We start from the raw sequence: 13,508 nt of genomic DNA, 5'->3' as shown, positions 1-13,508 counted from the left end.
CGCCAACTGGGGTTGTGGATGTCCGCAACGAGAATTGCGCTAAAGCGCAGTTCTATTATAATCTAGGTGTCGCAGCAGGAAAAAGAATGATTTTATGGCAGCAGAAGGTTCGTATCAAGCCAGCACGTACAATCTGGAACTTGACGCAGAAATCCAGCGGTTAAAAAGTCAAGTTCTCCTCAGTTGGGAAAAGGAAGCGCGCAATTTAACTTGGTTCGGTTTAGCCGACGGGATGAATGTTTTGGAAGCTGGTAGCGGGCCGGGATTTTTCACGGAAAAACTCTTAGAATTGCTGCCAAACAGTTCGGTGACAGCGGTAGAAATCGACCCGGTACTGCACGAAAAAGCAGTAGCATATTTGCAGGACAAAGGGGGCGATCGAGTAAATCACGTCCAAGCATCGGTTGCGGATACTGGTTTGGATGATAATACGTTTGACTTTGCGATCGCCCGTTTGCTGTTCGTTCACCTCCCAGAGCCCGTCGCCGCAGCTAGAGAAATATTCCGCATCTTGAAACCGGGCGGCAAACTGGTGATTATTGATAGCGACGCGGATTTGTTTTGGCTGACAAATCCACCTTTGTCAGTCGAGATTGTCAGGGAGAAATTCAAGCAGGTAATGGCATCGCGGGGCGGCAATTTATGCATCGGGCGAAATCTGTGCCGCATTCTCAAAGAAGCTGGGTTTTGTAGCGTTGATTTAGAAGCGGTTGTCAGCCACAGCGATTTAATGGGAATTGAAGCGTTTGAACCTTTGCTGGACTCCGGGCCCATTTTGCAGATGGTCAAACAAGGGCTGATTTCAGAGTCGGAAATAGCCAGCTATCTGGTTTCGCGGGATGAGTTTGTCGCTGCGGGCGATCGATCGATGATGAGTTTTTGGTTAATGGCTTGCGGGGAAAAAAGCAATAAAATTAAGACAGATATTTCACACAATATTGATGTCCCGTCGCAGCACAACCTCTAGCACTCTTGCTCAAATACCAGCTAACAAAGCAAACTTATCTAACAGTAAACCAGAAAAAATTCAGAATAAATTCTTCCCTCAACATTAGGTTCAATCTGCACGTATAGCTCTAGAATCATATCATATCCGCTAGCATCGTCGGTCGTAAAATCTAGTCAACAGCCAAAAATCACGGACGCTGCCACCGGAATTGATATAATTTATCTGCGTTTATCTGCGTTTATCTGCCCTCATCTGCGGTAAAAAAAAGAGAATGTATTAACCGCAGATGACAATGGATTGACGCAGATTAACGCCGAGGTCGAGAAAAGAGAGAGGAATAATTCCGATTCTAAAATATTTAATATAAAACCTATAAATTTTCATATTTCTGAGCTTAGTAACTTTACACCTACAAGTCTAATAAATCCTTGGAGCCGATCGCCCAAAGGTTGTTTGTGAGAGCCAATGGTTGTCTGTCACATTTTAGCTTAACCAATCAAGTCGTTAGCGAAGCCCTCGTAGGCGATCGCACTTTTGACAAACTCCTCAGCATTCAACCCACTTGGCGAACCCCATTAAGAAACTCTGTCCTTGCCTCAATCCTTGAAGGCATTAACACGCAGCGTACCAACAATTCTAAATCCAATTCCGGCAAAAACTCACTTCTTGAAACTTGCTCGTAATCATCCTCGCGCAGCCGATAGACAGCAAGCCGATTATTTTCCCAAAACCAAACTTCAGCAATGCGAAGTCGCAGATATTTAGCTAGTTTATTGGTGCTACCGCTAGTAATCGTTACTTCCACGGCTAAATCGGGATGCTCTTTTATGGAACCTATATAATAAGACTCGTCTGGTTCAAATGATACATCTCTTGCCCGGTTTCTGCGAGTTGCACTCCCTACAGGAAAGAATTCAATTCCGAGTTCAAAAAAGTATGCTTCCAGTAATATAGCGATCGCTTTTTTAAAGCTTTCATGTGCTTCGCCCACTGTCATAAACTCGATCCACCCATCAAGATAAGTTATCCGTAAACCCGGAGAGTCGGCCATCAAAGATTCGAGATCCTCAAATTGCTCCCAAGTATAATAACCGGGGAGAATCAATCGCTGTTCCGCAAGCGTACCTATTTCTTCTAAAATTTTTGCTGTCATAGGTATCACAATCCTATTTTAAATATTACTAGCCCCTACCCAGCACAAACCAGGCAGGGGCATTCACTCACATTCTAACTTAATGAACTAGCTCGATCGCCCTTTTAGTCAACGCCTCAGCAGTCAACCCATTAAACGCCATCAACTGACCAGCACTAGCAGTAGTTTCCCCCCGCTTCCAAGCGAAAGTATCCCGCTTGCAATTGCTGCGGAGCATCACAGGTTCTAACATCCCAGAAGCACCGCCTGTCACGCCAATTAAGGCATCTCCGCCAAACAATTCGGCAAATTTCTCATCGCTCAAAAAGCCGCCGTCAGCTTCCGAACAAGTATCCCAAGCAACATCGCTAGCACGATACAAACGCCGAGGATTCACAACAGAAACAATCCGCACTCCAATCCCTTCTGTTTCCAAAAATGCCGCTGCTTCAAACACTGGCATTAAAGTCATGTCGCCGACAACTGCAAACACAACTTTCTTGCTCCCCCCTTGATTCTGGGAAGCTTGCGGGGCATCGACTTCGTGCAGCACTATTGCACCGTCTTGCAAACCCTGGCGACTCTGTTCAAAAGTAGTGCGAATTGGCAGCGGTGACTTGCTCGCAGTAATCACAACTCCCTTATTTTTAGCAGTCAAAGCCCACTCGTAACAAGCTTGAATGCTGTTAGCATCCGGTGGAAACAAAGGAAACACATTTCCGTTCCGCATCATCGCCGCAAAATAAGCCTCAATTTCCGGCCGCTGGTGCGTCCAACCGTTGCGGCCTTGTTCCAATGCACCCGCTGTAAATAAGGTGACAGTTGCGGGAGTTGGACGACGCAATTCTGCCATTGCTTGGGTTACAGTTTGCCAAATTGGTAAACCGTTAATGGCAAAAGATTCGTAGGAACACCACAAACTCCGCGCTCCAAATAGCGATAAACCTACGGCTAAACCAGCGCAAGCATCTTCACTCAAAGGTTCATAAACTTGACCGTTTGGCGATTGATTGTACAGGTCATCTGTCGTCGGGTGAATAATCTTGAGAGCTTGGTTGATATTAGCAATTGCCGATGCTTCATTGCCGTCAGCATTAGTGACAAGAAAAGTACGATCGCGCTCGCCAACTTTCCCTACCAAACGTCCCATTGCTGTCGTCGAAATCTTCGGTTCTCCCCCAACGGCAAATTCTTCTAAAGGCAATTCGCCTAGATCGGGCAGCGGCAATGTAAACTCAGTAACAACTGTTTTCGCCGCCGGCCCGCCGCCCGCACGCTCGCAATTTTTCCGCACCAGATCCCAAGCGGCCGCAGTCAAAGCGCGCTCTTTTAAAGCACTGATAATGTGCGGTGCATCCAGCGTATCTTTCGGATAAAGGTTGTGAGATTTTGCTCCGCGCGCGTGGACGCCGGCACCTTTCAACTGTTTGATAATAAACGCAGTTAATTTGCCGCCGAGAGCAGATTTTGCCGCTTTGTCAACTCCTTGTAAAACAGCTTTGGTAAATGCCATCCGCTGTTCGAGCGAAAAAGCAGTGCTGTCAACATAATCTTCCGGTTGATTTTTATCGTCAAATTCCTTAGCATCAACTAAGATAACTTCTTCAAAACCGTTGCCTTGCCAATAAGCAATCATTTCAGCATTAGTTTTAGTCGAAACCATGCTGTGATGTTCCTGAGAATATCCGTTCCAAACCAACACAGGCAAAAAGTTAGTAACGCTGGGATAAGCAGTGTGGAAATGCGCCATGCTGCTCATCGGATAGGGTTCGCCCATGCCGCCGTCACCCATTGTGAAAGCAAACAGTTTTTCGCGGTGCAAAAGCGCTCCAGCCATTGCGAAATGCTGCCCTTGTCCGAGGGGGCCTGCAGGCGCTAAAAGGCCGGGAATGAAACCGGAAAGATGTCCTAACAAACCGTCTTTTTCTCGGAATTTATCGCGCACTTGCTGCACGTTGAAAATTCCCATATCCTCCAAAGATCGATCGAGAAACATGGCACTGTAAAAGCCGGGGGCGTGATGGCCGACTTCGGTGACAATGTTCTTGTGTCCCAGCATCACCAAAGCGGCATAAGCCTCAGCTTGGCTAGCAAAACCCCCTGGATGTCCCGATGCCTTGCTGGCGGTGACTTGCAGTGTCAGGTAGCGCAGCGCGTCTGCTCCCAGCATCGTTTGAAAGACGGCGACGGGATCGGCAGGATCGGCGATCGACTTGCTCCCCTCGGCGATCGCAGGTGCTTTCCCATAAGTATCAAAACCAGGGACTGTTTCAGAAAAATATTGAATGCCTTCGCAAAAAGCGGGCGTTGTTGACGTTGCCTGCGGGGTAGTTGCTGTCATGCTTGATACCGGAAAAATTTGAATTGGATTAATGTAAGAGTAATTTTATAGCTTCTGTGTTCCAAAAAATCATTAGTTCTATTATGTGAATGATAAATAAGTAAAATATCTCAATTTTTAAGCTAATAAATAAGTAGTTGTTTGAGAACCCCGACTTATGCAAAAAGTCGCGGTTCTGTGTTTACCCATTACTAATCCATCACAAATATCAAATCCCAGATCTAAAATTGTTCCAGCCGTTCCCGGACATCGATATAAAGCACAGTACCGCTTTCAGAAAGAGAAGGCACAGCCTTTTGATTCCCCAGCCAAACAAAAAAACTGCTAAGTGCAGGAGTCGGATCTTGATCGCGGCGCAGCGTGTAGATCAAACCTTCGCAAGGCCCATTAACACGGCTAGTCGTGCAAATCGCTTTCTGGTTATTTACAATACCCACAGTCACATAATTTAGCTGTTTATTGCGGTTATAATTCTCAAGGCGCTGAGTCACTTGTTGGCAGCGAGTTAGAGGATCGTAGCCCGAACTAGAAAAGAAATTAGAATTCCAGCGAATCCAAGGCTCCCTAAACCCTTGTGGGTTTTGATACACAGTAACTGGTTCCCCGGTCGAGGTATCGCACACAAATCCTCCATAACCCCGATTCGGTTGGTTTTTATCGAAGGCGTTGCTGAGAGAAAGATTGCTGAGAATATCAAAGCTGTTTCGCTTATTTTGTGATAGCAACTCCCTAAAAGCATCGATCGGGATTGCTGCATTCAACCCCGTTTTAATCTCCTCAATCTGACCGTTCCACTGACTCCTAATTGTGCCAACAGTATCCCCCTGGCCGTGAATTCCTACCACCCTGCCATCCGCATCAAATACAGGCCCGCCGCTCATCCCGCGCCTGGTTACAGCTTGGTAGCGCAGACGATACCCTGATGAGGCGCGGCCCAAGCGAGAAGAGATGATACCAGCAGTAAACTCAAGTTTTCGTTCAAATCCCGAAATGGGCAGCGGATAGCCAGAAACGTAAATAGCAGAACCCACAACAGCACGTTCTGACTCGCCCATTGGTGCTACTGGATACTGTTCTCGGCTCTGAAACTGTATCAAAGCCAAGTCTATATCCGTGTCATTTTTCGGTAGGCGCTGTATTCTAATCGCAGCATAATCCTTTTCCAAATGAGTGCGAATGCTGTATTTTTGAGCGAGGCTTGCCACCACATGATTAGCTGTCAGAACAGTGTAAATATTACCCTGTTTGGCAATAATTACTCCCGATCCACTAGCAAAAAAACCCAGCGTATTGTTGACTTCCACAGTTGTCAACGTCGCTAGCTGGGCAATTTCTTCGGCTGTTTTGGCACAGGCAGCATATTGTTGGCTGACAACCGCCGTCACTGTTAATGCACCTGTCAAGATGATTGTCAGCGCGTCAAACCGCAAACTCCACACATTCATCGATAACTCCCTAGATGAAACGAGGCGAACTGCAAATATATACTAATCGGAATTACCCAACTGAATGTAACCATTTTTTCCAATAATTCCGCTGTTGGTTCACTTCCATCTTCAAAAGCATAGACGCCAAAAGTTGGATCTCGATACTTGCCCCTACAGTTAATCCCAATCAAGAAACCTTTGGCATTAAAAATTGGGCCGCCACTCATACCGATTTTAACCTCATTTGTATAGCCCAATATAACCTTGAGGCAAAGATTTGGGTAGCAGCACCGAAACGAAGCCCGCGTCACCGCCAAAGCCCCAACCTCAGCAGCCGCAGGAAAGCCGACTGCCAACACTGGCTCAGACACCGCTCCGGGTTAAATCGTGAATGGTGCTATTTTATACTCGATCGCGCTGCGAAACTGAACGATCGCCCGATCGATATCGCCAAGCCGCCTCAGAACTCTTAGCAGTGGGTGGAGGAGGCTGTCGTCGTTGACAAGTCCGATCGCCACAACGCGCCAGTTAGTCAGCACCGTATAGGTTTGGCCCTGCTGCCGGACGATCGTCCCAGAACCAGAAGATATTCCCGTCGGGATGCGTACCGCTGTTTGACGCGCCAACTTTTCGACCTCAATCCTGGGAATTGGTGATGGGATGGAGGAAAATTTGCCAATCTTTAAGGCTGTCCGAACGGTGCGGAAAAGGGGGCAGTTGCGCCTCATCGGCAGTGTTTTCCCCTAGCTTTTCGCTGACATCAATGTAAGGAATTTTACTGGTTTCATCAAAAGACGGCATCCCGACATATCCTTGGCGCCAAGCCAACAAATTATACAAAGAGCCGATCGGGTCTTGGCCGGGTCTGAGGGTATAAATCAAATTTTGACACCGCCCATTGACTTGATTCGCCGTGCAGATGACGTTCTGGCCGTTCATCTGACCTGCAGTAATGTACTTAAGCATTCGTTGGCGGCGATAGATTTCGAGGCGTTGACTCACTAATTGGCACCGAGTTGCCGGATCGTAGCCAGAACCGGAGAAATAATCGGAAGTCCACTCAATCCAAGGCTCTACGGCACCTTTAGGGTTTTTGTACACCGTCACCGGCGCCCCGGTCGAGGTGTTACACCAAAATCCACTGTCCCCCTGTGCTCGCCTACCGTAACTCGGTCCAGAAGCAACCGACAGGCCGCTGAGGGCGATCGCAGTTGCCGCCAAAAATTTTGTCAATAATTGCTGTTTCATGATATTTTCACTCTTTATTTAGAGGATTCGGGACAAAAATCACCGAATGCTGAGATAACCCTCTTGACGCGCCTGTTCATTAAAGATCCGCTGACTTCGGAATAATATTATTCGCGACTTGACCAGAAACCAGCTTTTTTACGAAAACACTTCGCTGCAGCCCTTATGCCTGGTTAAAAAACCCGGTTTCTTCGCTCTTGATGCGTAAGTTTTGATATTGTTCGCGACTTACGTATTCCTTCTAACCGCGCTTTCGACGCCGTTCACAAACCGCGCCGAAGGCGAGCTTAAAATACGCGTGCCAATCTGAATTCTGTCCTCATTACTACTAATGAAACTCAGGCTTTTACCAACCGGAAAGAGGCTTTTCACCTCACACCTTGGAAGGGATCGAGTTGCAACGGTACATCACACCACTGAGAAGGTATTTGATATCACTTACGAGCTGAGTCGCCAGCTTGATCTGCTGAGACAGGTAAACCGCTGGGTTACACCCTTGAAGGGTCAAACCCCTCTTACCTGATATAACACTAAAATCCACGTATTAACAAGAACTCTTAACTTGTTTTCATCTCCGTACTGCGGGAAATACTTCTAAGTGAGTGTAATCAGGGTCTAAGTGCTTTCTACCACCAAAATTTACCCTCCATACACTGACGTTTAGTAAAGTATTAAAAACTATGAACCGTATCTGCAAACCGTTAGGATATTTAGGCGTTTGGTTAATTTTGATGGGCGGTAGCAGTTGTTCTAGCTCAGATGCAGCTACCTCAACCGAAAACCAGAGCCAACTCTCCCGAAGCGCCCATCAGTTTCAACAGCTACAGCTAACGGGAAATCAAATTGAGGCTCAATCGAGTCAATTAACGCAGCCTTCTAACTCTGTTGCCTCAGTTTTAGGTAGTGCTGCCCTCTCAGAAAATACTGCCACCGTTACGGTTTATAAGGTAGATAATTTGTGTCAAACTCTGAAGCCGGAAACAGTTACAGGTCCAGACAACCAGTTAATGTCATCGGCGGTTAATGAAGTGTTAAAGCAGCAGATTTTCGATAGTCTTGGTTTGGCTGGTTATCGCCTCAAGATCGATCGCGACCTCGGAATAGCTACCGTGGATCTGCGAGCCTCCGGAAATTCGCGGCAAAAATTGCAAAATCTGTCTAGTTGTCAAATGTTAGGTTTGTTCGGGGGCGTGCGCCAAACTTTAACCAGTTATGCTCCTTGGCAAATCAAAACTGTACGTTTTACAGAGCTTGGAGAGGATATTTTGAACACGGTTAAAGAATAAGCTATTAAAATTATTGGAGATGGGACTTACGCAATTCTCCCCTTAAAAACAAGGGTTGGGAGGGATTGAATAAACCTTCAAACCCTTTGAGGTTTTTTGATGCTGCTAAGTCCTGTGACCAAAAACCCGGTAATTCCTATGACACTACCTGACGGCCCCAAAAGCCCCCGCTTCGTGCAGCTAATTCAATGGATTGGCGATCCGCTGACATACCTGGATCTATCTGCCAAAAAGTACGGGGAGATTTTCACGACTCGATGGAGCAAGCTCAAACCATTCGTGATGATCCACAACCCGCAAGCCATCCAGGAAATGTTCAACAGCAAAGCTTTTGACGCTCCAGGCGAGATCAACGGTATTCTTAAACCCTTGCTGGGAGAACAATCCATGATTGTGATCTCTGGAGAAAAGCACAAACGCGATCGGCAATTATTAATGCCACCTTTTCATGGGGAACGGATGCGGAATTACGGCCAACTAATTTGCGATATCGCTCAAGATGTTGCCAGCAAATGGTTGGTCGATCGACCTTTTGTGGCCCGCAGCGCGATGCAGGAAGTCACCATGCGGGTAATCTTGCAGGCTGTCTTCGGTCTGGATGACGGGCCACGGTTGCAGCAACTGTCCCCGCTGCTGGCTGCGATTATCGATACGATCGGCTCTCCTTTGCGATCGAGTATGCTGTTTCTAGGCTGGATGCAGCAAGATTGGGGGCCTTGGAGTCCTTGGGGACGGATGAAACAGCAGCAGCGGAAAATTAACGAACTGATGGACGGCGAAATTGCAGAACGCAGACTGCAACCTGATGCCAACCGCACCGACATTCTCAGCTTAATGATGGCCGCGCGCGACGAAAACGGGCAACCAATGACCAATGAAGAATTGCGCGACGAGTTGATGACGCTGCTGTTTGCAGGCCACGAAACCACAGCAACTGCCCTAGCTTGGGCATTTTACTGGATTCACAGTTTGCCGTCGGTGCGCCAAAAGCTGCTGCAAGAATTGGACAGTTTGGGGGAAAATCCCGACCCGATGGAGATTTCCCGCTTGCCTTATCTGAGTGCAGTTTGTCAGGAAACGCTGCGAATTTACCCGGTGGGAATGCTGACGTTTCCGCGAGAAGTGATCACGCCCGTGGAACTGATGGGACATCAACTCGAACCGGGCACGGTTGTTTTCGCCTCGATTTATTTGACCCACAGACGGGAGGATTTGTATCCAGAACCGCTGCAATTTAAACCGGAACGGTTTTTGGAGAGGCAATTCTCGCCTTACGAGTATTTGCCCTTTGGAGGCGGCAGCCGCCGCTGTATCGGCTTGGCGCTGGCGCAGTTGGAGATGAAACTCGTGCTGGCAACAATTTTGCGCGATTTCGACCTCGTATTGGCCGAGAAAAAGCCCGTACAGGCCAAACGCCGGGGGGTAACTTTAGGGCCTGCCGGCGGCGTGCGGATGGCCCTGCTGGGGCGGCGGATGCGGCAGCAGAAGCCTGAACCTGTCGCTACTGGGGTTTAAAGTCGCAGCGGTTACAGCGGGCGATCGATCGAACTTTCAGCTTTGAGTGCAAACAATTTAGCGAGAATGTGCGATCGTCCGCCAATGCCCCGATTTTTTGTAGCACCCGCTACAGATAAATAGCTAGAATCCTTAACCTGTAAGCCTCCCCCCTCTCAATTTTCAAATTCTCAGTCTAAAATAATAGGAGCCTTGCAAACACAGCCTGAAAGCAAAAGTGGGTGATTGCAATAGTCCTCTTGATATCTCAAAAGCCTGCCTGCCATACTTTAAAAACATATGCATACCCTGTTATTCAGCAAGGTCGGAAGCGTGTTGGCATTGCCAGCAATCTTCCGGCCTCTTTATTTTTTGGGTTACTTGAGGCATTGGGGACAAGATGCAGAAGGCAAGGCAAAAATATAAATTCTCCCCCTGTCCTCATCTCCCCCTCTCCCCAATCTAGAGCTTCTGCCTCTAATTCCAATAGAATCCGACAGCAAGTTTAAGGAATCACTAAGGAATAATTAATAACTTGTTAAATTATCTCCTTCTGCCCTTCTCTCAATCTTCGGTTTTCAGAAATTCCGATACCGAGACCGACTTCGGGAGACTCTCCAGATCTTGAATTTCGCTTTCGTGGGCAAAAAACTCGACTTCTTTGTCGTCAATTTGGATCTGATAGCTAGCGGTAGCTGTCACAACCCGTCGCTTTTTTTTATCTTCTATTAAAACCCAACACACGACAGGCCTTACCCATCTCTCAACGTGCTGGCTTTGCTTCGTGCTCCCAAAGGCATACCAGCCTTTAGCTTCAATAATTTGAAGCACTTTAAAATCGTTATTTGCCATATATCTCTATCGCGTTAACTTCAGTATTGTTCTTAGATAAAAAGGCTAGCTTGCTAAGCAGGGTAAAGGTTTGAACATTCCCAGCCGCACTTGATAACCTGATTTTTTGTCAGGAGAAGCGGGTTGACAAGGCTTTGTCTGCGTTGTGGCCCGCAAAATGTAGTGCGAGCTTTTTGTACTCTCCCACAATTACCGTAAAGTATCTATACCGCATCCTCAAAAATTATTTTCGCATTAGCCTCAACAGCAGCTAAGTAGACCTTAGCTAGCTGCATCTAACTGGATGCCAACTGCTTCTAACGCCTGGTTGGTGAGAGCGATCGGCATACAATATTGTTAAGACTTTTTGCTGCAATCAACTATCATCTTTACCCGATGGGGTAAAACTTAACTAGAGGTTGCCGCTTTCAATTCTAAGCCTCGGCGCGCCTAATTCCTAATTAATTGTATGGTGGAGTTGATAATTGCCAAACCGTCGATCGCACTCAACAGCCGTGTCTAACTCTTCGATTACCATCACCGTTAAACTGTTCGCCGCCTTCGGTGAAGCCTACGGCGTTTCGGAACTTACATTAGAACTTCCTCCCGAAACCCCAGTGTCTCAAGTGCTCGAAAACTCGATCGCCCAATATCCTCAATTAGAACAATGGCGTGATCGTACCCGCTTCGGCCTCAACCTAGAATTCGTCTCCCCCGACACCATCCTCCAAGACGGCGACGAAGTTGTGCTCATCCCTCCCGTCAGTGGCGGGTAGCCTAAGTTGGTTAATCTGAAATGTTGCACCATTCTCAATAAGCTTTTTATAAACAGGCAAGATGCCTGTTCCACAAAGAATTTTTTTGTGGAACAGGCATCTTGCCTGTTCTTGAGAATGGTGCAACATCTCAGTTAATCAAAAATTCGAGGTTTTGTAGTTGTGTTCGATCGCACGACTGCCCAATTGTGATCCCAAAAAAGATTTATTAAGTTTTGTAACAATTCTGTCGCCAAATCATCCTTGAGCTCGATCGGGCTCGCGTGCGGGCCTGAAAATCTGGATTCCCAGCCAGATCCTTAAAACAAGTCAAATCCTTGTGGAGTGGGCGTCCCGCCCGCCCAAATATCAAAGTTAAATACAACACTGTTTAACTCAAAAGTAACTAAAAAATCAATCCCGACTAAAAGAATCGGGTATGGTTGACGGGGTAAATTGACCGTGTTAATCTTGCACAAGACTAAGAAAACATCGCAAAACTAGAGAGTTGAGCTATGACCCAGGCGACCAGAACCCAATCCACAGCAGCAACCTTCACAGCCCTTAAATGTAAAGAATGCGGTGAAGAGTACGAACTCCAAGCCAAGCACGTCTGCGATTGCTGTTTTGGCCCGCTTGAAGTCAAGTACGACTACGACGCCATCCGCCGCACCGTCACTCGCCAAACCATCGAAGCCGGCCCCAACTCGATCTGGCGCTACCGCGCATTTTTACCAGTCGCTACAGATAACGTCATCGATGTCGGCACTGGGATGACTCCTCTATTAAAATCCCACCGCTTGGCGCGCCGCCTCGGTCTAAAAAATCTTTATATTAAAAACGATGCCGTCAATATGCCCACTCTCAGCTTTAAAGACAGAGTGGTGTCAGTCGCCCTCAGCAGAGCGAGAGAATTGGGTTTCACAACGGTATCCTGTGCCAGCACCGGCAATTTAGCTAACTCTACGGCTGCGATCGCCGCCCACGCCGGACTCGACTGCGTAGTGTTCATCCCCTCCGACTTAGAAGCAGGCAAAGTCCTCGGCACTCTGATTTACAATCCAACTGTCATGGCAGTTCACGGCAACTACGACCAAGTTAACCGCCTGTGTTGCGAAGTCGCCAATACACATGGCTGGGGATTTGTCAATATCAACTTGCGTCCCTACTATTCCGAAGGCTCAAAAACCCTCGGTTACGAAGTTGCCGAACAGCTAGGCTGGCAATTGCCGGATCACATCGTCGCTCCCCTCGCCTCCGGCTCTTTGTTCACAAAGATTTACAAAGGCTTTAATGAATTCATCGAAGTCGGTTTAGTGGATGAAAAGAAAGTCAGATTCAGCGGTGCCCAAGCTGACGGCTGTTCCCCCATCGCCCAAGCATTCCGCGAAGGTCGCGATTTCGTCAAACCGGTGAAACCGAATACAATTGCTAAGTCGATCGCAATCGGCAATCCAGCCGACGGTATGTACGCCTTGGAAATCGCCCGCAAAACCAACGGCAACATTGAATCCGTCAGCGACACCGAAATCATCGAAGGCATGAAACTGCTAGCAGAAACCGAAGGCATCTTCACAGAAACTGCCGGTGGCACGACAATCGCAGTCTTGAAGAAACTTGTAGAAGCAGGTAAAATCAATCCCGATGAAACCACCGTCGCTTACATCACCGGTAACGGTTTGAAAACGCAAGAAGCAGTTCAAGGCTACATCGGCGAACCCATCACCCTCGAACCGAAACTAGAAGCGTTCGAACGCGCCCTAGAACGCGCCCGCACCCTCGAACGCTTAGAATGGCAACAAGTTTCGGTTTAATAAATAGTCATTAGTCATCAGTCATTAGTCATTAGTTATTAGTTATTAAGCTGTTGACTACTGACTGAGGACTAATGATTAATAGTCAGCAGTCATTAGTCATTAGTTATTAGTTATTAAGCTGCTGACTACTGACTAAGGACTACTGACTAAGGACTACTGACTACTGACTACTGACTACTGACTACTGACTACTGACTACTGACTACTGACTACTGACTACTGACTACT

12 protein-coding genes are annotated in these 13,508 nt (G+C 47.4%); 5 read left to right on the top strand and 7 right to left on the bottom strand.

The window, feature by feature from the left end:
- Positions 1-94: 94 nt before the first annotated feature.
- Positions 95-967: a class I SAM-dependent methyltransferase gene (locus QUA90_RS25395; RefSeq protein WP_333389053.1), complete on the top strand. Its 873-nt coding sequence runs from the start codon at positions 95-97 to the stop codon at positions 965-967.
- 535 nt (positions 968-1,502) lie between these two features.
- On the opposite strand, the gene QUA90_RS25390 is transcribed toward QUA90_RS25395, so the two are convergent.
- The 6 genes from QUA90_RS25390 to QUA90_RS25365 all read right to left on the bottom strand — a co-directional run bounded on the left by QUA90_RS25390 (position 1,503) and on the right by QUA90_RS25365 (position 7,097).
- A complete protein-coding gene (locus QUA90_RS25390; RefSeq protein WP_333448253.1) occupies positions 1,503-2,102 on the bottom strand; it encodes a Uma2 family endonuclease in 600 nt (199 codons plus the stop codon).
- Between the two features lie 79 nt (positions 2,103-2,181).
- Positions 2,182-4,422, bottom strand: coding sequence for a phosphoketolase (locus tag QUA90_RS25385; protein ID WP_333448252.1), 2,241 nt, complete (start codon positions 4,420-4,422; stop codon positions 2,182-2,184).
- Positions 4,423-4,643: 221 nt separating this feature from the next.
- Positions 4,644-5,867, bottom strand: a complete 1,224-nt coding sequence (locus tag QUA90_RS25380) for a COP23 domain-containing protein (RefSeq protein WP_333169396.1) — start codon at positions 5,865-5,867, stop codon at positions 4,644-4,646.
- The gene (locus tag QUA90_RS25375) at positions 5,864-6,220 is read right to left on the bottom strand and encodes a hypothetical protein (RefSeq protein WP_333448251.1); all 357 of its coding nucleotides are present in this window, start codon (positions 6,218-6,220) and stop codon (positions 5,864-5,866) included. The genes QUA90_RS25380 and QUA90_RS25375 overlap by 4 nt, the downstream gene beginning before the upstream one ends.
- 9 nt (positions 6,221-6,229) lie before the next feature.
- A complete protein-coding gene (locus QUA90_RS25370; protein ID WP_333448250.1) occupies positions 6,230-6,475 on the bottom strand; it encodes a hypothetical protein in 246 nt (81 codons plus the stop codon).
- Positions 6,476-6,485: 10 nt separating this feature from the next.
- Positions 6,486-7,097, bottom strand: coding sequence for a COP23 domain-containing protein (locus tag QUA90_RS25365; RefSeq protein ID WP_333448249.1), 612 nt, complete (start codon positions 7,095-7,097; stop codon positions 6,486-6,488).
- Positions 7,098-7,777: 680 nt separating this feature from the next.
- Here QUA90_RS25365 and QUA90_RS25360 point away from each other — a divergent pair.
- Both QUA90_RS25360 and QUA90_RS25355 read left to right on the top strand, forming a co-directional pair.
- Positions 7,778-8,383 (top strand): hypothetical protein, encoded by a 606-nt coding sequence (locus QUA90_RS25360; RefSeq protein ID WP_333169408.1) that lies wholly within the window; start codon positions 7,778-7,780, stop codon positions 8,381-8,383.
- A gap of 138 nt (positions 8,384-8,521) precedes the next feature.
- Positions 8,522-9,898 carry a cytochrome P450 gene (locus tag QUA90_RS25355; RefSeq protein ID WP_333448248.1) on the top strand — a complete coding sequence of 459 codons (1,377 nt, stop codon included), beginning with the start codon at positions 8,522-8,524 and terminating at the stop codon, positions 9,896-9,898.
- 543 nt (positions 9,899-10,441) lie between these two features.
- On the opposite strand, the gene QUA90_RS25350 is transcribed toward QUA90_RS25355, so the two are convergent.
- Positions 10,442-10,729, bottom strand: coding sequence for a hypothetical protein (locus tag QUA90_RS25350; protein WP_006632921.1), 288 nt, complete (start codon positions 10,727-10,729; stop codon positions 10,442-10,444).
- Between the two features lie 494 nt (positions 10,730-11,223).
- Here QUA90_RS25350 and QUA90_RS25345 point away from each other — a divergent pair, with 494 nt between their 5' ends.
- Both QUA90_RS25345 and thrC read left to right on the top strand, forming a co-directional pair.
- The gene (locus tag QUA90_RS25345; protein ID WP_333041629.1) at positions 11,224-11,484 is read left to right on the top strand and encodes a MoaD/ThiS family protein; all 261 of its coding nucleotides are present in this window, start codon (positions 11,224-11,226) and stop codon (positions 11,482-11,484) included.
- A 494-nt stretch (positions 11,485-11,978) separates the two neighbouring features.
- Positions 11,979-13,277: a threonine synthase gene (gene thrC, locus QUA90_RS25340; RefSeq protein ID WP_333041631.1), complete on the top strand. Its 1,299-nt coding sequence runs from the start codon at positions 11,979-11,981 to the stop codon at positions 13,275-13,277.
- The last annotated feature ends 231 nt before the right edge of the window (positions 13,278-13,508 follow it).

This window comes from Microcoleus sp. D3_18_C4, from assembly GCF_036702355.1.
Classification (GTDB): domain Bacteria; phylum Cyanobacteriota; class Cyanobacteriia; order Cyanobacteriales; family Microcoleaceae; genus Microcoleus.
The sequence above is the reverse complement of the archived record's forward strand: the minus strand, read 5'-3'. Positions and strand labels throughout refer to the sequence as shown.